At 58.1% G+C, this 25502-nt stretch carries 20 protein-coding genes; 12 read left to right on the top strand and 8 right to left on the bottom strand.

Annotated features, from left to right (window positions below):
* Positions 1–143: 143 nt before the first annotated feature.
* The 6 genes from AM571_RS34600 to AM571_RS34575 form a co-directional block, all read right to left on the bottom strand.
* Entirely contained in the window at positions 144–1472 is a 1329-nt protein-coding gene (locus AM571_RS34600; protein WP_074065408.1) for an aspartate aminotransferase family protein, read from the bottom strand.
* Between the two features lie 26 nt (positions 1473–1498).
* Positions 1499–2623, bottom strand: a complete 1125-nt coding sequence (locus AM571_RS34595; protein ID WP_237358626.1) for a phosphotransferase enzyme family protein — start codon at positions 2621–2623, stop codon at positions 1499–1501.
* Positions 2624–2770: 147 nt separating this feature from the next.
* Positions 2771–3439 (bottom strand): haloacid dehalogenase type II, encoded by a 669-nt coding sequence (locus tag AM571_RS34590; protein WP_074065406.1) that lies wholly within the window; start codon positions 3437–3439, stop codon positions 2771–2773.
* 430 nt (positions 3440–3869) lie between these two features.
* On the bottom strand, positions 3870–4553 hold the full coding sequence (locus AM571_RS34585; RefSeq protein WP_074065405.1) for a GntR family transcriptional regulator: 684 nt from the start codon (positions 4551–4553) through the stop codon (positions 3870–3872).
* Between the two features lie 106 nt (positions 4554–4659).
* A complete protein-coding gene (locus AM571_RS34580; protein ID WP_074065404.1) occupies positions 4660–6030 on the bottom strand; it encodes an aspartate aminotransferase family protein in 1371 nt (456 codons plus the stop codon).
* A gap of 8 nt (positions 6031–6038) precedes the next feature.
* On the bottom strand, positions 6039–7082 hold the full coding sequence (locus AM571_RS34575) for a phosphotransferase (RefSeq protein WP_074065403.1): 1044 nt from the start codon (positions 7080–7082) through the stop codon (positions 6039–6041).
* A 578-nt stretch (positions 7083–7660) separates the two neighbouring features.
* Here AM571_RS34575 and AM571_RS34570 point away from each other — a divergent pair.
* A complete protein-coding gene (locus tag AM571_RS34570; protein ID WP_074065402.1) occupies positions 7661–8329 on the top strand; it encodes a haloacid dehalogenase type II in 669 nt (222 codons plus the stop codon).
* 564 nt (positions 8330–8893) lie between these two features.
* Here the strand turns inward: AM571_RS34570 and AM571_RS34565 are convergent.
* On the bottom strand, positions 8894–10228 hold the full coding sequence (locus tag AM571_RS34565; protein WP_074065401.1) for an NAD(P)/FAD-dependent oxidoreductase: 1335 nt from the start codon (positions 10226–10228) through the stop codon (positions 8894–8896).
* A 201-nt stretch (positions 10229–10429) separates the two neighbouring features.
* Entirely contained in the window at positions 10430–11305 is an 876-nt protein-coding gene (locus AM571_RS34560; protein WP_074065400.1) for a GNAT family N-acetyltransferase, read from the bottom strand.
* An 868-nt stretch (positions 11306–12173) separates the two neighbouring features.
* Between AM571_RS34560 and AM571_RS34555 the strand changes: the two genes are divergently transcribed.
* From AM571_RS34555 to AM571_RS34505, 11 genes are all read left to right on the top strand, one after another.
* Entirely contained in the window at positions 12174–13838 is a 1665-nt protein-coding gene (locus AM571_RS34555) for an ABC transporter ATP-binding protein (RefSeq protein WP_074065399.1), read from the top strand.
* Between the two features lie 29 nt (positions 13839–13867).
* On the top strand, positions 13868–15538 hold the full coding sequence (locus AM571_RS34550) for a peptide ABC transporter substrate-binding protein (protein ID WP_074065398.1): 1671 nt from the start codon (positions 13868–13870) through the stop codon (positions 15536–15538).
* Between the two features lie 67 nt (positions 15539–15605).
* Complete coding sequence (locus AM571_RS34545) at positions 15606–16556, top strand: ABC transporter permease (protein ID WP_074065397.1); 951 nt, start codon at positions 15606–15608, stop codon at positions 16554–16556.
* Positions 16557–16586: 30 nt separating this feature from the next.
* The gene (locus AM571_RS34540) at positions 16587–17465 is read left to right on the top strand and encodes an ABC transporter permease (RefSeq protein WP_074065396.1); all 879 of its coding nucleotides are present in this window, start codon (positions 16587–16589) and stop codon (positions 17463–17465) included.
* A 50-nt stretch (positions 17466–17515) separates the two neighbouring features.
* Entirely contained in the window at positions 17516–18826 is a 1311-nt protein-coding gene (locus tag AM571_RS34535; RefSeq protein ID WP_074065395.1) for an NAD(P)/FAD-dependent oxidoreductase, read from the top strand.
* 299 nt (positions 18827–19125) lie between these two features.
* Complete coding sequence (locus AM571_RS34530) at positions 19126–20580, top strand: NAD-dependent succinate-semialdehyde dehydrogenase (RefSeq protein WP_074065394.1); 1455 nt, start codon at positions 19126–19128, stop codon at positions 20578–20580.
* A 55-nt stretch (positions 20581–20635) separates the two neighbouring features.
* Positions 20636–21631 (top strand): ornithine cyclodeaminase family protein, encoded by a 996-nt coding sequence (locus AM571_RS34525; protein ID WP_074065393.1) that lies wholly within the window; start codon positions 20636–20638, stop codon positions 21629–21631.
* A gap of 162 nt (positions 21632–21793) precedes the next feature.
* Positions 21794–22768, top strand: a complete 975-nt coding sequence (locus AM571_RS34520) for a threonine/serine dehydratase (RefSeq protein ID WP_074065392.1) — start codon at positions 21794–21796, stop codon at positions 22766–22768.
* A 262-nt stretch (positions 22769–23030) separates the two neighbouring features.
* The gene (gene argE, locus AM571_RS34515; RefSeq protein WP_074065391.1) at positions 23031–24155 is read left to right on the top strand and encodes an acetylornithine deacetylase; all 1125 of its coding nucleotides are present in this window, start codon (positions 23031–23033) and stop codon (positions 24153–24155) included.
* Positions 24156–24164: 9 nt separating this feature from the next.
* Entirely contained in the window at positions 24165–25088 is a 924-nt protein-coding gene (locus AM571_RS34510) for a 2-hydroxyacid dehydrogenase (protein WP_074065390.1), read from the top strand.
* A 27-nt stretch (positions 25089–25115) separates the two neighbouring features.
* A complete protein-coding gene (locus AM571_RS34505) occupies positions 25116–25469 on the top strand; it encodes a cupin domain-containing protein (RefSeq protein WP_074065389.1) in 354 nt (117 codons plus the stop codon).
* The last annotated feature ends 33 nt before the right edge of the window (positions 25470–25502 follow it).

Below are 25502 nucleotides of genomic sequence, written 5' to 3'. Positions count from 1 at the left end.
TGAATGGCCAAAAGGCGCGTTGGTTCGAATCTGTTCGAGGCGAAGCTGTCACAATGTAGGGTTCTAGCCAAAAGAGAACTCGAGAGCGGGCTTCTCCGAACTACTGGCGCAAGGCCTCCGCCACGTGCTCGCAAGTGTGTTGTCTAGCCTGCGACAGTCGTGATGGCGCGCTCTGCCGCTGCAATAAAGAGATCAACGTGCTCGGCTCCGCAGACCAGCGGAGGTCGCACCTTAAGTGCGTCCTCGTTGGCTCCTGTCGTGCTGACAAGCACACCGTCATCCCGCATTGCGTTGACGATATCCAAAGCCATTGCACGTCGGGCTGCCGCAGACGTATCCTCGGACCCAATGTCGACGCCAAAAAATAGACCGGCGTTTCGGATTGCACGAACTTCCCTATGCTTCATTGCCATTTCTTCTAGACCAGCGCGGAGCCGCTGGCCCATGGCAAGCGCATTTTGACGAATTTGGTCACGTTCCAGGATCGTCAGCACGGCATCCGCAGTCGCAATTCCAACCGTGTTTCCGGCAAAAGTATTCGAGTAGCGCGCGGTAGCACCAAACCGCTCCATTGGCGCTTGACGACCAACGACCGCGCCAATCGGAAACCCGTTACCCATGGGCTTGCCCAGAGTTACAAGATCCGGGACGATTCCGTGCCGCTCAAAGCCCCACATGTGAGTGCCAGTTCGTCCGAAGCCTGGTTGAACCTCGTCGGCGATGACGAGGCCGCCTGCCTCGCGCACCGCTGCCACTCCACCAGCAATGAAGCCGGGAGGATCTACCCAAACGCCATCGCTGGAAAAGATACCGTCGATGAGCAGGGCCGCAACGCCCATGCCACGACGGTTGAGGTCAAGAATGGCCGAACGAATCTGCGCCTCGAAAAAGTCGGCGGCTTGCGATTCTGGTATGCCTGCCGGGCCGGGCAAAGAAACCATGCGAACGAATGGACTGAGCTTGACCGCGTCGCCCAAATTCGGCGAAACCGCAGCCACAGCCCCGCTCGTGCCGTGATAAGCGTATGAGGAGACAATCACACCCTCGCCGCCGCTCGCAAACCGGGCGATACGCAGGGCCAGATCGTTGGATTCACTGCCCGTGCAAGTGAAGACCACGCGGTCAAGCTCCTCTGGGAATGTACCAACCAATCGTTCGGCATAGTCTACAAGTCTAGGTTCGAGATAGCGCGTGTTGGCGCTAATTCGGGCGGCCTGTTCGGCCATTGCCGCGTTCACCTCGGGGTGGCAATGACCGAGGGAAGGAACGTTATTGTAGAAGTCGAGATAGGCCCGACCGTCGGGATCATAGAGCCACATGCCTTCGCCGCGAACGAAATGCACCGGACGTCGATACTGCAGTCGATAAGATGCTCCAAGAACTGCATCACGGCGGGCAATCAGCGCCGCTTCGCGCTCTGGGAGGTCAGACTCACCTGGTCTGTAGCGGTTGGGCATAAGATCTGTGGACATGTTTGCTGCCTGTCTATGAGTTACGGCTAAGGCTGTGACACTGCCGCGAGGACTGCCGCCTCGCCTGATGCAGCTGAAAGAGGCGCCAAGATTGTCAGCCCGCGCTCAGCACGAGCAACATTCTTTTTGATGTATTGCGCGTCGGCCGGAAAGAGGTGGGAGCGCCAGTAGTTGACCAGTATCAGTGCACTTTGCCGTGCGCGCATGAGTATGACCAGCAGCCTTGCCTCCAAGGCGGATAGTGGGACGATTGCGGCATAGCCGGCAATGAGATGTTCGGCTCCGCCCAAAGGAAGCGTCGGATCTGCCACGACATGACTGGCCGCAATGGCCAAATCCTGAATCCTTGGACTCCAGCAGCCATCGCCGAAATCGATGAAACCCAAGCCCTGGCTGGTAACGATTGTGTTGAACGGGCTAGGATCGTTATGCGTGACCTGCCACTCCAAGTTCTGGATCTGCGGCTCGACGAAGCGCATATACTCCGCCATTGCGGTCCGAACGCTTTCGGCGACGCTGCCAGACGGTAGGTGTTCCTCCAGTTCCATCAACCGCGACCAGCAGCCGATATGCCAGAGAATGGGCCGGTGTGCTGCGGGTGCGTTGATCTGCGCAAGGGCTAGGTCCAGCCGGCCGAGGGCGCTACCAGTACGAAAGAGGAGATCAGGCGCCGGCGTCACCTTGTGCAGAGACACGCCTTCCACTCGGGTCTGTAGGTAACCACTTATGCCCTCTTCCTCAAACATCAACGCGCCGCCGCTAGTGCGGATCACTGTAGGTGCAGCAAATCCCGCGCTGTCTTGCAGTGCCGCCAAAGCTGCGCTTTGGAAACGGAAGCTGTCGATCGCCTCTCTCCGCGCCGACGTCTTCAGGATCAATTGTCGGCCGTCCGACAGGGAGACCTCAGCAGTGCGCTCGACCTCGGAAGATAAAACCGCGATCGATCCCTCCAGTCCGTAGTACCGCTTAAGTAGTGTCGCCGACATGTCCGGTTGCAAGCCATCTGGCGGCGTGGAGAGAATCGCGGCTGCAGCGCGAAAATAGGCTTCAGTCGACGATGCAGCCCACGGCAAGTGACGTGAGCTCGCAGCCGCAGAGCTGTTGTGCCGGCCCCGTTGTTGATCGGCAACAAGATCATCATGATCGCTCAATTTGAAGATCCTCGCCCGTTCATGTTGCTTTCGTGCTGCGAAGTCGGATGCTCTGATCTAGTTCTGACTAGATCAGAGCAGGCACTCCACACTGCTTACCAAGTCACGCAGTTTATCGATTCCTGAACCGCTGTTGCCTTGATCAAGTCAGAGTCCGAAAACGCTGGGCAACTGCGAAATATCGCGGATCTCGGTGTATTCATAATAGGGGTTGGCCGGCTCATGGCCACGATTGACCCACACCTTACTCTTGATACCCAGATCATAGGCCGACATCAGGTCATGACGGAAAGACGACGAAACGTGCGTTATGTCCTCTGGTCCACATCCTAGCATGTCGAACATATATTCAAACGCCTTGAGATGCGGCTTGTAGGCCCGCGCCTCTTCAGCAGTGTAGACGGCATGAAAAGGCGCGCCGAGCTTTGCCACGTTCGACGGGATCTGCGCCACCATGGAATTTGTCAAGATGACAAGGGGGATTTCCTTGGCGAGCTTGGCGAGGCCCTCGGGAACGTCTGGATGCGGTCCCCATGTCGGCACGCGGTTGTAGATGGTTTCGGCGTCTTCGGGCCGGAATGCAACCTTGTTGCGGCGGCACGTGCGCTCCAATGCGTTGTGGACAACGTCGGCATACGGCTTCCAGTCCTGCATTACCTCATCGATGCGGTAAGCCTGAAAGTTCTTGATGAACTCGTTCATGCGCGGCCCATCCAGAAGATGACCGAACAGATCCCGAGCGGCTTCCGCCATCTGAAAATTGATCAACGTACCATGGCAGTCGAATGTTACGTATTTTGGCTTGAATCGATCCATGTTCCTGACCCCTTTGATCTCAAGTTCGACTAAGCATAGTCACATCTTCCTGGCAGAATGTGCTGCAATGCGTGGTCATTCAGCAAAGCAGCGTCTTGTCTGCGATGAATTCAGCACAAGGTTGCGCAACAAGCCACGTGTCTGCCGCGTTGAGGCGATTGGTACGCAGCGTGCCGTCATTCAAAGCCGGGCCCTAAGCAAGCGACGCATATTCGGCCATGTGTCCATAGACGTAGGAGGCACGTCGCACGGCATGGGTGACCTCCCGGGAAGTGGCGGACCAGGCTGCGTCAGGACGAGGAAGGCTCTGGTGGGTCCGGAGAAGAAGCATTGGAGATGGTGATTGCTGCGCGTCTACCGGTGGCACGACACCCTCAGTGCTGCTTGGCGGGTATCCGTCGGAGCTGACAGGTTCTCAGGGGAGCGTTGATCAGCGTTGATCTAGCAATTTGATCTGGAGATCTTCCCAGTGCTCCTTAAACGCTTCCCGTGCCGTATCGTAGTGGCGGCTCCTCAAGCTGTTGATGAGCCGCTCGTGTTCTTCCGCCATTTCTTCGGCAGTGCCGTAGAAATCCTGCCGCTGTGCGAGGAGAAGCTCGATCTCGCCCTCGAGGTCTGAATAGGTTCGCTTTAGCCGAGCGCTGCCGCTAGCGGCGACGATCGCTCGGTGGAAGTCACGGTCGGCAGCTACCAACAGGGATCTGTCGGAGGATAACGTCGACCTGTGCATAACTTCGACTGCCTCTAATGCCTGAGATGGGATGACACCCGTCAGCACGATCAGACGAATGGCCTCGCCCTCGATGGTCCCGCGCACGCGTGTGATATCGACAATATCGTCGGGCCCGAATTCGGGTACTACAAAGCCTCGGTTCGGTATCTGACGAAGCAAGCCCTGCGTGACGAGCACCTGGGCTGCAGTACGGAATGTGTGCCGCGAGGTCGAATGCTCCTCGCACATTTTCACATCGCGGAGGAACTCGCCGGGTCGAAAATCACCTGACAGTATGCGCCTTCGCAAAGCGTGGGTCAGGATTTCCACCGCGCTGGCGGGCGAGGGCTCGACATTCATCCTACTATCTTCGGTTTGGTTCTTGGTGTGCAGCGGCGGCATGGCTCTGGCATTGCTCGTTGAATTCGTCCTTGTACCTACGCCACATGCGGCGGCGCAGGGCAAGAGAGATGATATTTGCGTCGCGCAACTGGCATAGCGGCGGATCCTAGATCTGCACTGACCGAAGCGCCTCGTCGACGCCCTCGATCAGACGCGCCGCGTTTGAGGATGTGAAGATGAGCGGAGGCCTGATCTTCAGGATATGCGCGTCCGCCCCGGTCGCTGAAATGAGGATGCGCCGATCGCGCAAGGCGTTGACGACCCCTAGCGCACGATCCATGTCCGGCGTTTTGCGGTCTCTATCCTTGACGAGTTCGACAGCGAAATAAAGGCCGGCCCCGCGAACATCTCCGACGAATTCATATTTCGTTTGTAGGTCCCGGAGCCCTGCGAGGATTTCGCCCCCGATCTTGGTGGCGTTGTCCAATAGGCCCTCTTCGAGGATTGTGTCGAGCACGGCGCTTGCAGCCGCGATAGCGACGGAGTTGCCGCCAAACGTGTTGAAATAGCGCATGCTGGATCCGAATTCTGCGACGAGTTCGGGCCGCAGGACGATGCCGGCAACGGGATAGCCGTTACCCATGGGCTTGCCCATGGTGACGATGTCCGGATCGACTTTGTGACGCTGGTGGCCCCAAAAATGGGTGCCGGTCCGTCCGAATCCCGATTGCACCTCGTCGGCGATGAACAGGCCGCCCGCCTTGCGCACCACTTCCGCGACGGGCGCCAATACGTCCGTCGGATCGACGTAGAGACCATCGGAGGAGAAGACTGAGTCCGCTATGAAGGCGGCCAGGCCGCTTCCATGCCGCTCCAGATCAGCGATCTGCCGCGCGACATCCTCCGCCATCCGCCGGCCAATTTCCTCGACGGGGAGGCGGTAGGAATCAGGCGCTGCAACTGTGCGAAGATAGGGATCGAGGGCCGACTTCTTCCCGAGCGACGGCGAGATTGCCGCCACCGCTCCGCTGTTGCCGTGATAGGCTTCGGCCGTGACGATGACGCTGGTCTTGCGTGTGTGGTAACGCGCGATCCGCAAGGCGAGATCGTTGGCTTCCGACCCGGTGCAGGTGAACATCGCGCATCCGCTTCGGCCGAGCTCGCCACCGAACGTACTGATCAGAGCTTCGGCATAATCCAGCAGGGGTTCCTGCATGTATCGCGTGTGAGTACAGAGTAACTCGAGCTGCTTCTGGATCGCCTCGACGACACGCGGGTGAGAGTGACCCAGCGAAACCACGTTGTTGTAAGCGTCGAGATATTCGTTGCCGTGCTTGTCATAGAGGAAGACACCCTTTCCACGGGAGATCTCAACGGGCGACTTGTAGAAGAGGCGGTAAGCGGGCCCGAGCAGCCTTTGCCGCCGGGTGACATGGTCCAGTTCTTCTCTTGTGAGATGAGACGTATCCATAGGGTTGAAGCCATTTGGCATATCGCCGCGGAAGCCCTTGGGCAGGGTAGTCGCTTGCTTGGACATTCGGGTTCCTATCGTTTCAGAAGATCGGATATTTGGGCTGTCGAAATCGAGTGGAACCATTCGAGGTGGGCCCAGCCGGCTTCGGTATTGCGCATGATATAGCGGCTATTCTCGGGGAAGATTTGGGCGCGCCAGCACGTCAGCAGCGCCCGAACCGCAAGACGGCCCATCGACAAGAAAGGGATGAGGCGGAGCTCCTCGTCCGTCAATTCGGCGTTGCGGAGATAGCCGCGCAGGACGTCGCGCGGTTCGTCAAACAGGTCACGCCGGTTTGCATGGTCGAAAGTTTTTGGCATCTGGTTCATCAATGCCGTGGAGACATCAACGGCAATGGCGGTACGGACGGCGTCGCCAAAATCGATGACGCCGGTCAGAAACTGCGGGCGGGCCTGATCGACGACCAGGTTAGACGTATTGAAGTCGTTGTGGAGCACCTGCCGCCGGCATAAGTCGAGGCTCGGTTTGATATCGGCAAACCGCTCGAGCGCGCGGAGGGTCCAGGCTCGTTTGCCGCCCACCGGGATGAAGCTTAAGAGATCGGTGAGATCAAGAAGATGGGTGACGTCCCATGCCACAGTCCGGCCGTCTGCGGGATGCGAGAAGTCGGCCATCGCATAACGCAGCTTCGCCAGGATTTCGCCGATCCGTTCGCGCTGTGGGGCCGTGGCAGATGTCCGGTCGAGCGGAGTACCGGGGAGGAAGGTGATGAGCCGCACCACGCGCCGCTCGCCGGCCCTAGTGGTGACGATAGGCAATTCCGAGCCGGCAAGGTCGCGAATTGCACGGGGGACGGGAAGGTCAGGTGCCCGTTGCTCAAGATGACGCATCAGTGCGACCTGGAAACCGAGCTCATCCACCCGCTCGGAAGGATGAGCGATCTTTAGCACAAACTTCCCCCGGTCCGCGCAGTCGAGGAGGAACGTGTCGTCTTTCTCGGTTTCAAAGCGCTTGGCCGATCCACGCGCGCCGTAGAGCCGCTCGGCGATATCTTCGGCTTCCGCAGCCCCCACGGGATGGCAGGCCTCGGAAAACTCCGGGCCACGGGCTGGCATAGGCTGATGCTTGTGATCCATCTTCAACTCATTCAGATCCCGCCCCGAGAATGGGCAGCTCGATGGCGTCAGTATCCCACATTCTATTTTTTGTACAACAATTTCTTCTATTACTGGAAATGTTTTGCTGCTTTGGACACTTTTTCCTGCCGGGCGATGCTTGGGTGTCGTGAAGAATGGCTTGATGCCGTGACTAATAAAACTGAAGAAATACAATCATATAATAAAGTACTCATCGTTTGTTTGACCGCGACGTGTGCAAGCCGTCGGAAAATGCCAAGGCGATGGACTTCTCAATAATTGTTGGACAATATGTTGCCAGCGCCTCAAAATTATGCCAGTGTGTTTCCACTGGGCGGAATGCAGCAAGCGATTTGGCGTGCTCCACCTGGTTGGGCTGGCCCGATATCGAAAGAGGCAGAGGAAATGAAACTGATCAGAGACCGACTCGCACAGGTATTTGTGTCGATGCCGCATTGCGGTCTATCGGCACCACGACCTCTTTAGGCAGGCGGCATGCTCACTACGATGACCCTCGATCGGCACGCTGTGCCCTCAAATTGGAAGGAATACACGCCATGACTCAATTTCGACCGAAATACGTCACCTTCGACTGTTACGGCACGCTCACCAATTTCGACATGGCCGGTGCTGCGCGACGCGTCTACGGCGAGCGCCTCTCTCCAGAAGCGATGGCCGCGTTCATCGAGGCTTTTAGAGGGTATCGCCTTGATGAGGTGCTAGGGCCATGGAAACCTTTCCTCGAAGTGGTGCACAATTCCATCGAACGCAGCTGCAAACGCATCGGTATCGCGTTCAAACCGGAAGATGCGCAACGCATCTATAACGAAGTGCCAACCTGGGGTCCGCACCCGGACGTCCCGGCCGGCCTGTCCAGGGTGGCCAAAGAAATTCCGCTGGTCATCCTGTCGAACTCCATGAACAGCCTGATTATGTCGAACGTCGAAAAGCTGGGCGCGCCGATCCATATGGTGATCACGGCTGAAGAAGTGGGGGCATACAAACCTCTGATGAAGGGCTTCGAATACATGCTCGACAAGCTCGGCTGCAGGCCCGAAGACATCACTCATGTGTCCTCATCCTTCCGCTACGACCTGATGACCGCGTATGATCTGGGTATCAAGAGCAAGGTCTGGGTCAACCGCGGCCATGAGCCGGCCAATCCCTTCTACGAATACACTGAGATCAAGGATATCAGCGGGCTATCTGCCGCTGTTGGACTGTAGCCAGCTCTCAAGCGCGCTTAATCTAGCGCCCAGGTGCTGTTGCGACTTACGAAACCGGGGCGGTTTATTCGCCCCGCTTTTTGCCGTTCGAAGGGAAGCACGCATGTCCTTCAGGACCCCCTCCGCACGAGTGCTCTACCGGCGTTCGAGGAATGCCGGGTCATTCAGCAAAGGAGTTCCGTGTCTACACTGAATTCAGCACAAGCTGGCGCATTTCCCGCTTCTTTGCCGGTGGCACCGGCGTATGCCGGTGAGCATCGCTGAGCCAGAGGGCGCCTCGGCCGCAAAAGCCGGCGCGGCAACCTTCGTCCCCCATCTAACGACTGGACATGTGGCTCGCCGTCTATGACGGCCACCAGCACGGCAATCAACTCGGAATGGACATTATCAGCGGACAGGTATCCGTGTCTCTTTCCGCGATTGGGAACCACCTGCCAGCGGTCATATGCATCCAGCCTGAACTATTCAATGTTCGACACGCGAGATGCCTATGCGGCCGGCCTCATGCAACACTGATCGTTGTTAAGCGGCATGAACGAACTATATTCCTACCACGCCAGCCGCTTACATCATTTCGGGACGTCGGATCGCCGAACCATCTGTGAAGCGGCTTAGCCGGTAGGGCGAGATATCTGTGATCGGCGTTTCGTTCATCACGATCTCGCTGACCAGGCGGCCAGCGCCTGGCCCGATTGCGAACCCGTGACCACTGAATCCCGCGGCTATCACGTAACCGGGCAGCTGCTCCACTGTCGAAATGACCGGGACGAGATCCGGTGAGGTATCGATGAGTCCTCCCCATGCGCGATCGACCCTAATACCTTTCAAGGCAGGGTACTCGCTTTCAAGGTTCTTTACGGCGCGTTCGACGAGTTCGGCGTCAGGCGTTGGGTCAAGAATGCGGTTCCTTTCAAATGGCGAGATCTCATCGTTCTCCCATCCTCCGAACGCGTCGGGTCCGCTCCAGAAGCTGCTGTTTAGGCGGTATTTGAGCTTCTTGCCGATCTTGCTGCGATACATCTGGTAGAATTTGAATGCGTATCGCATCCCGCGCGGCGTGATGTCGAGCGTACCGTGCCCCGGGACGGCCAGCGCATAGCAGCCATCAATCCGACGCCGCAACACGAAGTTCGAAGCCGAAAGGCATCCGGCTTTGATCACTTCTGGGGCCGGAGTAGTCTTAACTGCGGTTCCAGCAATGTTGGCGACTGGAAGTTCGATCCCATAGCGGTTGGAAAAGCGGGATGCCCACGCCCCACCGGCGCAAACAACAGTGCTCGCTTTCACAAGTCCCCGTTCTGTCCACACCCCAGCTACCCGGCCGTTAGAAATTTCGAGCCCGCGAACGGCGCAGTTCTGATGAAGCGACACGCCATTTTCTTTCGCCGCCTCCGCGATGGCGGGTACGGCGAGGCTGGGCTCAGCCCGCCCATCGCTCGGAGACCAGACTCCGCCGAGCCAAGAGGACGTGCCGCCTGAAGCCCGCTCGTTTGCCTCGGATGCGCTGAGTATCTGACTGTGGAAGCCCTGAAGGCGTGCGGTCTCGCCCCACTTTGCCCATCGAGCGACGTCTGCTTCATTCTTCGTGCAGTAAAGAATCCCGCTCCGACGAAACCCGAGATCGCGGCCGATCTCGGAACCTAGTTCCTCCCAGCGCCGTAAACTGTACATTGCAAGAGCCAGTTCATGGATGTCGCGGTTTTGCTGGCGGACCCATCCCCAGTTACGACTTGATTGCTCGCCAGCGACGATGCCCTTTTCGAGAAGGGCGACCGACACTCCCTTACGGGCGAGTTCATAGGCGGTGCAGGTGCCGACGATCCCAGCCCCAATCACCACGACATCGACCTGAGAGGGGAAAGAGGCGCTGTCAGCTACTTTCTGAACGTCGACGGGCATGGTTATTCCTTTGCATTTTCGAGCTTTCGCGCGTCTCCGGAGCGCCGTGTACCGAGCTGGACTTTTCGCTCATAGGCGCAGCCCGGGCGCAATTCCAGATCGCGTCTCGAGACAGGGTAGATCAGCTCGAACTCAAGTGAGAACGTCTTAAACGGGTCAGGCTATGAGAACGTCTTGTGTGTCTTGAGGATCTTCGGCGACCTATCCAAGTGCATGACCAGCCAAACCATAGATCCAAGGCTGGCCGGACATCCGGTTAAGCAGGACCCGCCCCTTCGACATTGTCGTAACCCTTTCCGCCACTCGCAGGTCGCATGTCTGAAGAAAGTCGGCGACCGGCCCTGTCTCCCGCGTGTCGACACGCGCGAACTGTCCCTTTAGATCTTCAAGGTGGATGGCGGTGAGATGGAGCGCATCCTCGTCATTGCTGGCAACCACGGGGCCAATCACGTGGCCGCGCCCGAATTCCCTGCACATCGAGTACCCAACGATCCGCCCGCCGCGATTCAGAGCGCGGATCGTCGAAATTGGTTCGAGCGCCTTGATCAACTCCTCACGTCTGGATCCAAATGCTTGCGTGTCCAGCTCAATAAGCTCCTCGAGAGTTTCCGCCGGAGGTTCGATCAGTTCACCTTTAAGCGCTGGCAAATTGGGAAGCGAGTCCGCGACCAGCCCCTGATACATGCAGACAGTGGCTTCGTTCCTGAAGCCGAGGGAGACATAGAGGTTATGGGAAGCTCGGGTAGAGTTGAGACCCAGATCGCGGCCGCGGCATTGCTCGAAGACCTGCTCCATGAGCCAGCGGCCGTTGCCTTGAGCCTGCGCGCGCGGTGTGGTTATTACCAACCCTATCGTGGCAAAGTCTTCGCCATAAGGAAACCACATAGCGCTTCCGAAAACACGGCCGATGCCATCCACTACCGCGTAGCCGCGACCCAACTTCCTCAACCAATCCCAGTCTTTGGGCCGATGAGGCCAGCCAACCGCAACTGTCAAAGCATGGAGCGATTCGACATCTACGTCAGCGATGTCTCGGGCAACCAATTCGAATGACTTGAGCCGCACTGACTTTGGCATAGGATCTCTTTTGCTCCGTTCGCCGGACCAGCAAAGGCGCGGCCAACATATTGGTCGCCCGCTTCGCATCACGGGTTCATACTGGCATACGAAGATCGGCATCTTTGACTGATTAGCGGTGCCAATTCGAAATCTTCCGCCGAAATTGAAGGTACGGCAGCACGGAACCCTCGGTTACACCGTTCCGATAGCACCCTAAGGGGAACGACACAACGTTGCAGGGGACAAAGGCAGCCGGTGGGACGCTCAGGAGGCACGTTTGAGATGAAAAATTGGCCCTCCCACCATTGCGTTAGGGAAGGGAGAAGCCCAAAGCTGCCTTGCGAGCGTGTCTGTTGGGGTGCGTTTTCCGCCCCTTCATTCCAGAGCAGCAATCCGACAATCTTCGAAAACCGCGGAATCGCCGAATTATCACGTGTTTGCAGTTGGATACCCGCACGCCACAGGGCACGCGTGGAACTCCGTGCTGCACAGAAAGCTGGCGAATTGGGCCCCAGAATGTGCTGAAGGCGCCGACCATTTTGGAATTTCATGCTGTTGCGGCCGCGTAATTCGGTGACTCCTTCGGCAGCAGAAGTTGATACTACTCTCATCAGTCCGTGGCATGTCATGTGATCGCAGAGCAGCTCGCCAAGCGGGGACAACTTTGCAAGACACGGCAACACGGCAATCAAAGATGTCGATCAAAAGATGTCGATCAACGGCTTCACGCCTGGAGGAGACACGGAACTGCCGCTCCACCTGAAGCGTCCCGGATGCTTCGGTAAGAAAATCGACAGTCTGAGTCAGTGCGTGGATAATTAGAGCTTATGCTGTTCCCCACAAGGGGCGCTGCCGCAGCGTCTGCGGTGAATTGGAGGATAACTCGATGACCGCCAGCATCCAGACTTTGGGCGCGAACGAGGTGGCGCTCTCCGTGCGCGGCCTGAGTATCAGCCTTCCGAAAGGGATGGAGCGGGCATTCGCTGTCGAGAATATCTCGTTCAATCTAAAGCGCGGAGAGATCTTGTGCATCATCGGCGAGTCCGGTTCGGGCAAATCGGTGACCGCCAACACGATCATGGGCTTGCTGCCGAAGGTGATACCGGTGTCGGCAGGCGCGATTCATCTCGACGGCACGGCCATCGTGGGGGCTTCTCCCGAACAGCTCAGGGATTTGCGCGGTCGTGTCGTTTCGATGATCTTCCAGGATCCGCTATCGGCTTTGAACCCGCTGATGACGGTCGGTGAGCAGGTCACCGAAGTCATGGCAGCGCACAATGTTGGAACGTCGGCATCGCGCCGGAGCCGTGCTCTTGAACTGTTGACTGAAGTGGGATTGCCGGACCCGGAATTGATGTACCACCAGTATCCGTTCCGGCTATCGGGTGGGCAGCGCCAGCGCGTTATGATCGCGATGGCCTTGGCACTCGAGCCTAAGATCCTGATTGCGGACGAGCCGACGACGGCCCTGGATGTAACCACTCAAGCCCAGATCCTGAAACTGATCCGCGACATCCAGCGACGCAAGGGCATGAGTGTGATGTTCATCACCCACGATTTCGGGGTTGTCGCAGAGATCGCCGACAGCGTGGTCGTAATGGAAAAGGGCCATATCGTCGAACAAGGAAGTGCGGAGCAGGTGCTGAAGGCGCCCCGTCATCCCTATACACAGCGCCTCGTTGCAGCTGTCCCCCATCTCAGCGGCAGGGATCGCGCACATGAGGACGCCGCTCCCGCCAAGCCGGTCATTAGGGTCGAAGGTCTGGTCAAGACCTATCGAAGCAGCGGTGTGTTTTTCGGCAAGAAGCGGATCGTTACCGCCGTGAACGATGTTTCCTTCGACCTGGCGCCCGGCCGCACATTGGGGATCGTCGGTGAGAGCGGCTCGGGCAAGTCTTCGCTCGGGCGGCTGTTGATCAAGCTGATGGACGGTGACGGTGGGCGGATACTGTTTGACGGCCACGATATCGCCAAGCTTTCCGAAGGGGCTTTCCGCCCCTTGCGGCCGCGGATCCAGATGATCTTCCAGGATCCGTTTGCGTCCTTGAATCCGCGTTCGACGATCGGGCAGATTCTGACTGTCGGCCCCGTCGCCCACGGGACGCCGTATGCCCAGGCTCGGGAGGAGGCGAGGGCGCTGCTGTCCCATGTGGGACTCGATGCAGGTGCCTTCGGTCGATATCCCCACGAATTTTCCGGTGGGCAGCGCCAGCGCATCGGTATAGCGCGGGCCTTGATGTTCAAGCCGAAGCTTCTCATCGCCGACGAGGCCGTATCCGCCCTCGATGTGTCAATCCAGGCCCAGATCCTGAAACTTCTGGACCAAATCCAGCGAGAAACCGGCGTGGCCATGATCTTCATCACTCACGATCTGCGGGTGGCAAGTCAGATTTCTGATGAGATCGCAGTAATGCAGAAGGGACGGATCGTCGAGCGCGGCCCGCCCTCGCAGATATTTCTGGATCCGCAGTCCGCCTACACGCGCGAGTTGGTCGCAGCCATTCCCGGAGAGCGGGTGAATACCGCCCCGGCTACCGCGTCCAATTCTTGAATCTCAACGTCCACTAGGGAGGAGACATCATGACCAAGGTTGAAACGACTAAACAGACCTATTCTCGACGCGAGACCCTGCGCCTGATGGCAGCTGGGGGGCTCGCGGGCCTCGTCGCACCAAACCTTTTGGGGTCACCGGCCTTTGGCCAGACCGCCCCTGCCAAGCCGACCGGGCGCGTGGTCGTCGGGCTTTCGCAAGAGCCTACTGTCTTCAATCCGCTGATGGCGCATACCGAGGTTGACGACGCCGTGCATTTCTCGGTGTTTGATGCGCTGTTTCGAATGGACCCCCAAGGCGTCCTCCAGCCCAATCTCGCGGCCGAAGTACCAAGCCAGAAGAATGGCGGCATCTCGCAGGACGGCCTGCTGTGGCACATTCGTCTGCGCGACGACGTCCGCTGGCACGATGGTGCGCCCTTTACGGCGGAAGATGTGAAGTTCACTCTCGAACTCATCACCAACCCCAAATTCCGAGCATGGCGCACGAGCGGCCATTCATTAGTGCGTGATATCAAGGTGATCTCACCCACGGAGATCACCTGGCGGATGGAGTCCGTTTTCGCGCCCTACTTGTCGTTTCTCGCCGAGACCTTCATGGTGCCGAAGCACCTTCTCGAGAAGGAGGCAGATCCGAACGCCGCCGGCTTCAATCAAGCGCCTATTGGCACTGGAGCATTCAAGTGGGCGCAACGCATCGCTGGCGATCATATCGAACTCGTCGCGAACGCGGAATATTTCGGGGAAGGTCCTTATCTCGAGCGGCTCGTCTTCAAATACATTCCGGACATGACGGTGCTCTACACCCAGTTCAAGAGCGGCGATATCGACCTTGTCGACCAAGCTTACATTACCGCCGACCACTACGCGGAAGCCAGTAAATTGTCGGATCGCGTAGTGACCCTGGAACCGGGGGCGTCGGTCGAGTCGATTTATCTCAACCTTGAGAAACCGCAATTCAAGGATCCGGCGGTTCGCCAGGCTCTCTATGCCGCTATGGACAGAAAAGCGATTATCGATGCGATCTATTATGGCGTAGGTAACCTCACCGAGACCTTCATGCCGCAGCAATCCTACTACTACAATCCGAACCTCCCGGCACAGGAGTACAACCTGGACCGGGCGCGCCAAATCCTCGATGAGGCGGGCTGGGTGCCCGGATCGGATGGAGTGCGCGCCAAGGATGGCGTTCGCTTGTCGTTTTCCAATGCAACAACGGCAGGCAACAATCTGCGTGAACAAGTGCAGCAATTCCTGCAGCAGACCTTTGCCGAAATCGGGGTGGAGATGACCATATCAAACCTGCCTGGAGCAGTGATGTGGGGCGATTTCTGGCTCAAATCGCAGTTCGACTCGGCAATCTCAGGTGTGACCTATGTCATCGCGGCGGACCCCGACGTGACGAACCGCCTGCACACCCGCGCGATTGTCGCGAAAGGCGGAAAAGGATCAAATACCGGCCAATACTCCAACCCGGAGGTAGACGCGCTGCTCGAAAAGGGTGCCCGTACGTTTGACCCCGAAGAGCGAAGGGCAATTTACTTCCGCGTGCAGGAAATCGTCCGTCAGGACCTGCCGTTCCTGCCGCTGTTTGCGTACACCAACGTGTTCGGCCGTAAGGAAGGACTAGAGGGCTTCAAGGCGAACGCCAACACCCGCGTGGCATCTTGGCATGCCGCCGGATGGCATTGGAAGAGCTGATCTCCGGAGCCGCCGTCGCGAGTTGCGGCGGCGGCCCATCCATTGGCGATGTCATGAGGAGAGTTGAATGAGCGGCTTCCTACTTAACCGGCTTTACCAGAGCCTCATCCTACTGGTGATAGTTTCGATCATCGGATTCACCATCCTGAATCTGATACCGGGCGGCCCGTTGGCGCAGTACGGCCTCGACCCCGGGATGACCCAGGAAGATCTCGACCGCCTCAAGGAACAGCTTGGGCTGAACCGCCCTCTTTGGATGCAGTACCTGGACTGGGCTTGGCGCCTGCTGCAGGGCGATTGGGGGCACTCGTTCCGGGATGGGGCAACGGTGTTGAGTGTCATCGGCCGTCACCTTTCCGCGACCCTGCTGTTGATGGGTTCTTCCACGGTGATAGCGATCGCAATCGGCACCTGGATTGGCATCCGTGGCGCCACGCACCGCTATTCGGCGTTTGACTATCTGGCCACTGTGGGGGCCATGGTGGCACTATCGATTCCGACCTTCTGGTTCGGATTGGTCGGTATCTATGTTTTTTCTCTGCAACTGGGTTGGCTGCCTGCCGGCAACATGTACACGGTTGGCGATGGCTCCCTTCTGAACTATCTGCACCATTTGATCCTGCCGAGCGTCGTGCTCGCTCTGGTCCATGTGGCGATTTGGAGCCGTTATATGCGGACGGCGACGCTTGATGTCATCAGCCAGGAATTTGTGAAGACTGCCCGTGCCAAGGGCTTGAGTGAACGCAGGATCCTGATGAAGCACGTCGTCGGCAATGCCCTGCTGCCCATGATCACGCTCGCGGGCATGCAACTTCCCAGCATCCTTACGGGGGCGCTTGTTACCGAAACGGTATTTACTTGGCCGGGAATGGGCCGGCTGTTTCTCGATAGTCTCGGATATAGCGATTATCCGGTGGTGATGGGATTGCTGATGTTCTCCGCAATACTTGTCATCCTGGGCAATCTGATCGCGGACATCGCCGTGGCGATCGTCGATCCCCGCATTCGGATGAGTTAAGCGCATTTCGCCCAACAGGAGACACTCGTCATGACCGCTATTGCTGCAAATCCCGGGTCGGACCGTTGGTGGAACAGCCGCGCTGCACACCGCTTCATGAGCCATCATCTCGCACTGCTGGGGATGGCGATGATTTTGGCTCTGACGCTTGCATGCGTCCTTGGACCGTACATTCTTCCTTATGACTCTCTTTATATTGACCTTCGTGCGCGCTTCGCTGGTCCGTTCACCGGTCATCATTATCTCGGTACTGACCCTCTCGGGCGGGATATCGCGGCGCGGCTATTCATGGCCGGCCGGATCTCGCTGCTCGTCGGCTTTTCCGCAATGCTCCTGTCCACTCTCGTCGGGACGATCGTCGGTGTGATCGCGGGATATCGCGGCGGCTGGATCGGGGCGGCGCTGATGCGCACAGTGGACGGTTTCCTCGCCTTCCCTTCGATCTTCCTCGTGCTTGCGCTTGCCGCCGCACTCAAACCAAGCGCGATCATGATCACCGTTGTTATCGCCGCCAGCAGCTGGATGGAGGTGGCGCGCATCGTCGAGACAGAGGTTCGCTCGCTCCGTGAAAGGGAATTCGTTCAGGCTGGGCGGATGCTGGGTCTGAGCCGAACGCATATCATGTTCCGCGAGATCCTGCCCAACGCAATCGGTCCGATCATTGTTGCTTCGACGTTGACCATCGCGCGAGCCATCCTGATGGAGGCGTATATCAGCTTCCTCGGTTATGGCATTCAGCCGCCTCTTCCAAGCTGGGGCAACATGTTGAATGGAGCACAGCAGTATCTCGGGACCGCCCCCTGGCTCGCGATCATTCCGGGTGCGGCAATCACGATTGCCGTCACCAGCTTCAATTTTATCGGAGATGGGCTGCGTGACGCGCTTGATGTGCGGGGCGACCACGGCTGACAACGTTGTTCTTCCCGGACTGGGTCGAAACTAGTAAAAGAGCAGAGCTCATGAAAGAATATAAGATCGCCGAAAACGACACTCCATATTGGTGGGAGGCGGCGCCTGTAAGACCTTTGCCGAAGCAGCCTCTAACAAAGAACCTGGATATCGTGATCGTCGGTGCCGGTTATGCCGGCTTGTCGGCGGGCCTGGTTCTCGCGCGCGAAGGTCGGTCAGTAGCTGCGTTTGACGCGATGAATCCGGGCGAGGGAGCGTCGTCCCGCAACGGCGGGATTACGAGCGGAAGCATTCGTCCGGATTACGCGACCATCACGCGGCGGTTCGGCGAGGAAAAGGCGATCGCGATCGAGGCCGAGGGCAAGATCGCACGTGAATTCGTCTACAACCTGATCAAAACTGAAGGGCTAGATTGCGATTTCCGGCTTACGGGTCAATTCAAAGGCGTTGTGGGATTCGAAGATTATGAGAAGACTGCGCGCAGCGCTGAACTTTTGGCAAAAAAGCTCGGCATTGAAGCATATGGTGTACCTTACCGCGAACAAGGGAAGTATATCGGCACCGACTTCTATCGCGGCGGCATGGTGCGAATGGATATTGGGGGACTGCACCCGGCAAAATTCCATGCCGAATTGTTGCGCGTAGCACTTGCCTCCGGATTGGTGATCCATTCTGGAACTCGTGTGAATTCGATCGAAAAGGAGGGGTCAGCCTTCGTGGTGTCGACCTCCGCGGGGGCTGTACGGGCCCGTCAAGTTCTCGTGTGCACAGATGGGTACACAGACGGCGCAGTACCTTATCTGCGTCGCCGGCTGGTGCCGGTCCGAAGCCGTATCATCGTTACGGAAGAGCTTGCACCAGATGTCATGGCGCGCTTGATGCCGAAGCAGATGATGATGACGGAAGGCCGTCAGCTTGGATTCTATTACCGGCCCACGCCGGACGGAAAGCGCATTCTGCTCGGCGGCCGCGACAGCTCACGAAGGGGCGATCCCATTGAGCCCAAGCTCTATCTGCGCAACGGGCTTGTCAACCTGTTTCCGGAGCTGGAAAACGTCAAACTGTCCCACACTTGGTTTGGCAACGTTGCCATGCATCGCGACATGCTGCCCAGGATCTTCGAGCGGGAAGGGGTGGTCTATGCAACTGGCTTCTGCGGTTCAGGCGTGGTCTGGGCGCCGTGGGTGGGAACGCGCGCTGCTCACAAACTTCTGGGCCATACAGAGCAGGCCCGTTCGGCGTTTGATTTTCGGCCGCCCGCGTCAATTCCTCTCTACAGTGGCAATCCTTGGTTCATGCCTGCAATTATCCGAGGTTACCGGATCCAGGATCAGATAGCGTTCTATCGAGCACGCCGTTGACGCCCTCGGTGCTCTTCAGATTGCGCGTCCGCTCCCGTTAGAGTGCTCTCCGAATAAAAGACTGTTAAGCAGTCAACCACATCATTTTGTTTCGTCAAGGTAGCCGACTGCGACGCATTCTGCTTCCCGTTCATCGCTAGGATCATGTCGAAACAGGACGATGGCTCTATCAAATCGCGACCTCCGACCGCTGCAGCTGCCGTCAGTTCATCTCGGCGGTCGGCCGGGCTGACGTCCCTCGGGTTGGGACGGTAAAGCATGGCATTTAAAGTAATGACCGAACGCCACGGAGAAACAACATGCATCAGTTGAAAGACAAGGATCTATTTCGGCAAGTCGGCCTGATCGACGGCACCTGGGTGAAAGCCAGCTCCTCAAAGACGATTGACGTCATCGACCCCGCCAGCCAGACGACTATAGGTACCGTCCCAGATATGGGACAGGCTGAGACACGTGCTGCGATCGACGCGGCGGCAAAGGCATTCAAGAGTTGGAAGAAGAAGACCCACGCCGAACGCGCCGCCTTGCTTGAGCGCTGGCATGCGCTGATGATCGAGAATCTCGAGGATCTTGCCCTGCTCCTCACCCTCGAGCAAGGCAAGCCGCTCGATGAAGCACGCGTCGAGATCCGTTACGGTGCTTCCTTCGTCAAATGGTTTGCTGAAGAAGCCCGTCGCATCGGTGGTCACACTATTCCGTCGCCTACAGCAGATCGCCGGATCGTCGTACTAAAGGAGGCGGTCGGCGTTTGCGCGATCGTCACACCTTGGAACTTCCCCAACGCGATGATTACCCGCAAGGTGGCTCCCGCCTTGGCCGCGGGATGCACCGTTGTCATTAAGCCATCGGAGTTCACTCCGCTCTCGGCGCTCGCCCTCGGTGTCCTTGCGGAGCGGGCCGGCATTCCCCGTGGTGTCATCAACATCGTCACCGGCATGCCGGCCGAAATCGGCAATGAAATGATGGCGAATGAAACGGTGCGGAAAATCTCCTTCACCGGCTCCACACGCGTCGGTTCGCTCCTGATGCGCGGCGCCGCAGACAGCGTGAAGCGGTTGAGTCTCGAGCTCGGCGGAAACGCACCCTTCATCGTCTTCGATGATGCCGATCTCGATCTTGCCGTCGAAGGCGCCATCGCCTCGAAGTTCCGCAATGGCGGTCAGACCTGCGTCTGCGCCAACCGCATACTGGTACAGGCCGGCGTCTACGACGCCTTTGCCGAGAAGCTGGGCGCCCGGGTCAATGCAATGAAAGTCGGTCCAGGCGTCGAGGCCGGCATCGACATCGGTCCGATGATCAACGCGGCGGCCATAGAAAAAATCGATCGTCACGTGGAAGATGCGGTTGCAAAGGGCGCCACTATTTCGGCCCGCGGTCGCTCGTTGGATGGTAAGCAATATGCAACGCCGATCGTGCTCACCGGCGCAACCACCGACATGCTGCTGGCCACCGAAGAGACCTTCGGCCCTGTTGCCCCGTTGTTCCGGTTCGAAACGGAAGAGGAGGCGATCGAGATCGCCAACGGGACACCATTTGGACTCGCGGCCTATTTCTACACCGAGAGCCTGAAACGCTCCTGGCGCGTGGGCGAGGCGCTGGAATTCGGCATGGTCGGCCTCAACACTGGTGCGATTTCGACCGAAGTGGCTCCCTTCGGCGGCGTCAAGCAATCTGGTCTTGGACGCGAAGGCGCTCAGGCAGGCATTGAGGAATACCTGGAAATGAAGAGCTTCCACATCGGCGGACTGGTTTAAGGTTTCAGGCTCCGATTAAAGATTTAGGCTTCGGACCAATAATGGGAGAAAGTATGTGAAAACCCTGCTTCTCAAGAAAGAAGAAGTCAGCACACTGATCGCTATGAAGGACGTTATCGCTGCCGTCGAGGAGGCGTACAAAGCCTTCAATAGCGAGCAGGTCGAGCAGCCCGATTATATAGGAATGCACCTCCCGTCGCCCGGCAGCGAAATTGATTTTAAGCTCGGTTACTACAAAGCCAATGACCTTATCTCGATGAAGACGTCTTCGGGAGGATTTGTCGATAATCCGACCGCATTCGGCGTACCGAACGGGATGGGGACCATTCTGTTGTTCGACGCCAGAAACGGCGCGCTGATCTGCGTTATGGACGGCAGCCTGATCACCGGCTTAAGAACCGGCGCCGCCGGCGCCGTTTCCGTAAAGGTCCTGGCGCGGAAAGGTGCTCGCAGGATAACGTCGATCGGGACCGGAAACCAAGCTAGAATGCAAATCCGAGCGATCCGGGAGGTCATGAAAATCGAAGAGATCCATGCGTGGGACAATAGCGGGGATACGCTTTCCCGGTTTAAAGCCGATATCGAAAAGGACTTCGGCATTCCGGTCGTCGTTGCGCGCTCCAAGAAGGATGCGGTCGAGCAGGCCGACATCCTGGTTACGACGACGCGCGGGAAAGGCTCGCTCGTGGAAGCCGATTGGATAAGACCCGGCACGCACATCGTCGCGATTGGCACGGATCAACGCGGCAAACAGGAACTGGATCCTGAGATATTCAGAAATGCAAAAGTCGTCGTCGACTCGATCGCGCAATGCAGCGAGAAGGGCGAAACCTGGCATCCGCTCGAGAGGCATATCATCACCAAGAACGGCATCCATGGCGAAATCGGAGAGATATTGCTGGGCAGCAAACCAGGGAGAGAGCGCGACGATGAGGTGACGATTTTCGATTCCACTGGCATGGCCATCCAGGACAATACGACAGCGTCGAAGATCTACAGCAATGCGATTGAACGAGGCGTCGGGACCTTCTTTGAATTCTTCGGGTCCTGACCTCGGATAGGATCTGTCGGCATAGCGACCGGAAGGCTCCCAGAAGGGCCGGCCACCTCATTATCTTGCGATCCGCCGCCAGAAGACAAATCAATCTTCGATCAGGCCGATCCTTTGCGTCAAGAAAACGCGAATTCTAACACACCAAGAGCGAGCAGCATCATGCTAGAATATCCGACTATTCATGACATCTGGGAAGCCCGCGAACGATTGGCGTCTCATATTAGACACACGCCACTGCTGCGTGCGGACAAGATCGAAAAGGCCGCAGGTTGTCAGCTCTATCTCAAGCCCGAAACGCTTCAGATTACCGGCGCATTCAAAATTCGCGGCGCTCTCAACAAGATGCTTTCGCTACCGAGAGAAGTCATCGCAAACGGCGTCATCGCCAGTTCGTCGGGCAATCACGCCCAAGGGCTCTCATACGCTGCTCGGATGCTCGGTGTGAAGGTTGTCATAGTTGTTCCGGTCACCACGCCCAAGATCAAGATTGCGAATACGGAAGCACTCGGCGCTGAGGTCGTTGTTTTTGATGGCGACACCGCTGCGAGGTGGAAGCGGGCCTACGAAATCGCCGAAGAAAACAACTATGCAACCGTCCACGGCTTTGAAGACCCGCTGGTCATGGCGGGTCAGGGAACGATCGGCTGTGAAATTCTGGACGATTTGGAGGACGTGGAAACGGTCATTGTTCCCCTGGGCGGCGGCGGCCTCATCTCGGGAATTGCGACCGCCATCAAGGAAACCAAACCGTCTGTTCGAGTCATCGGTGCTGAGCCTGCCTTGACACCGAAATACTATCAGAGTCGGATTAACGGGCAGCGTACCTCGTTGCCTCTGAAGAACACGATTGCCGACGGCCTGAGAATTAGTGTTCCGGGTCAGAACCCGTATCCAATCATTGAAAAATACGTCGATGAAATCATTCTTGTCGATGACGAGCACATTATCGCAGGCATGCGTGCGCTTGCGAAGGACACCAAGCTGATCGCCGAACCGGCGGCTTCGATAGGCGTCGGAGCTCTGCTGGCGGGCTCCATAAAAGTCAGAACGGATGAAAAAGTCTGCACGGTCCTGACCGGTGGCAATTGGAACCTGCAGGATCTTGCCGACATATACAGGGCCGGCTCGGAATGACCTGCCTGTGATCCTCGTGGATCCCCATAGGCCCCTGAAAATTCGCACAGCAACGTCGCGACACAGCTCGCGCAGTCGCGACCATCATGCGCGCCCGCTCTTAAAAACAGTGTGCGGCGGCGCACGAAACATCCTGCTTCGGAGTGTCAAGATTTGATAGATTTTGCTGATCCGCACGGAGCATTCCGCAGGAAATGGTCCCGCAAGACGATATTGTGGAGAACAGAGCGCCGGCTGGAAGTTTACGTCAAGGAGACCTGTGATGAACGCCCTGGAAATACTCGATCGGCTGGTCGGTTTTCCTTCCGTCGTCGGCACGCCGAATGATGGCATCGTTGCATGGATCAAGGATTATGCCGAGGGCTGCGGCGCAACCGTAACCGTTCTGCCGGCGCCGGAAGGCGATCGTGCCAACCTTTTCGCAACGGTCGGTCCCACTCATGTGCCTGGCTATATTCTTTCCGGCCATATGGACGTGGTTCCCGCCCTCGAAACGACCTGGACCTCCGATCCCTTTTGCCTTCGCGCGGAGGGCGATTTGCTCTTCGGTCGAGGCACGAGCGACATGAAGGGCTTTCTCGCGGCGGCGCTCGCCGCACTGCCAGCGGTCGCGAACATGCCGCTCGCACGCCCCCTCCATCTTGCATTTTCTTATGATGAGGAGGCCGGCTGCCGCGGTGTTCCCCATCTCATCCACCGGTTGCCCGAACTTTGTGCCAAGCCGATGGGCGCGATCATCGGCGAACCCAGCGGCCTTCGTGCGATCCGCGCCCATAAGGGTAAGGCCGCTGCACAAGTTGAAATCCGTGGCCGCTCCGGGCACTCGTCGCGGCCCGATCAAGGACTAAACGCGATCCATGCCTTCGCCGGTGTCCTGCTTGCCGCCGTTCGTGCCGGAGAAGCATTGCAGAGCAGCAGATTGGACCCGAGCTTTGAGCCACCCTATTCCTCGCTCCAGGTGGGAACTGTGTCTGGTGGACAGGCGGTCAACATCATTCCGGATTCCCTGACGGCGGAGATAGAGGCGCGCGCGATCACGGGAGTGAGCCCCGCCGATCTCCTCGAGCCGGTAAGGCTTGCCGCGGTTGCGCTTGAGCAGCGCGGTTATCAAACACAATGGGATCTTCTAAGCAGCTATCCCGCGCTGTCGCTCGCAGCCGATGCCCCGCTCGCCCAACTGATGGAGGAGCTAACAGGTGCCGAAACGCTTGCTGCCGTGAGCTACGGCACCGAAGCCGGGCTTTATCAGGCGGCCGGCATCGACGCGATCATTTGCGGCCCTGGTGACATCGCCAGAGCCCATCGGGCCAATGAGTTTATCCGCGTCGATGAACTCGCGGCATGTCAGACGATGATCGAGCGGCTTGCTGAAACACTTCGAGATTGAGGAATTTCCATGGCGTTCTGGTTCAATTCCGATCAGGAGAGAGGGCAGGTCTTTGCTGACGCGTTCGCCCGCGATCTGCCTGGTCTCCCCTTCGTCATGGATGTAACGCAGGTGAATCCGGATAACATCCGCTATCTCCTGACATGGACCGCGCCGCCTGATCTCGACCGTTTCAAAAATCTCGAAATCATCTTCTCCATCGGTGCCGGTGTCGACCAGTTCCCGATCGAGGACCTTCCGCCCGGGGTAAAGCTCGTTCGGATGGTCGAAGACGGCATCGTGCGCATGATGCAGGAATACGTCACGCTGGCGGTGCTGGCGCTTCACCGCAATCTCAAGGCTTATCTTGCCCAGCAATCCGTGGGAAAATGGCAAGCGCTGCCTGCCCGACGGGCCGCAGACTGCCGCATCGGTGTGCTTGGTCTCGGGATGCTCGGGCAAGCGGTCATCGAGCGATTGATGCCATTCGGCTTTCCGCTGTCCGGCTGGAGCCGCTCTTCGCGCCAGATCGAAGGCGTGCGCTGTTATCACGGCACCGAGGCTCTTTACTCATTCCTTCGAGAGACCGATATTCTTGTCTGCCTTCTGCCGCTCACCAACGACACGCGCGGCATTCTCGATGCGAGGCTATTCTCGGCCCTTCCGACGGGCGCATCACTCATTCACGTCGGACGCGGCGCCCAGCTCGACCATCAAGCCCTCATCGATGCGCTCGACGCAAACCACTTGTCGGGCGCGGTGATCGACGTTACCGAACCGGAACCACTGCCGCCCGAGCACCCGTTCTGGCGGCATCCCAAGATCATGCTCACGCCCCATATCGCGAGCGTAACACAGCCCGAAACCGCGGCCCGCTCGGTCATCGAAAACATCAAGCGCCATCGCCACGGTCTCGACCTGATCGGACTGGTCGATCGCATCCGCGGCTACTGAATCACGGCAGGACAGCAAGGAGAAATCATGTCCCTTCTCAAGACGATAGACCCGAACAGCATCGAGGCGCCGCGCGAATCCAAACCGCTCCCCGAGCGGCTGATCTCCGGCGATCCCTCATTCAAGACCTGGGCCCAGGATGTGGCACGAGACGGGCTTGTCCATACCGGTATCTGGGAAGCGACGCCGGGTCTCACCCGCTCAATCAAGGGCGAGACCTTCGAGTTCTGCCATATCCTTCAAGGTGTTGTTGAGCTCACGCCGGATGGTGGCGAGCCAGTTACCTACAAAGCAGGCGACAGCTTCGTCATGAAGCCTGGCTATACCGGTACATGGCGCACCATCGAAACCGTCAGGAAGATCTATGTGACGGTGATGTAACCGCACCATTGCCCACAATCTACGAGGACTGCA

The organism is Rhizobium etli 8C-3, assembly GCF_001908375.1.
Taxonomy (GTDB): Bacteria; Pseudomonadota; Alphaproteobacteria; order Rhizobiales; family Rhizobiaceae; genus Rhizobium; species Rhizobium etli_B.
This window is presented reverse-complemented; position numbering and strand designations above follow the sequence as displayed.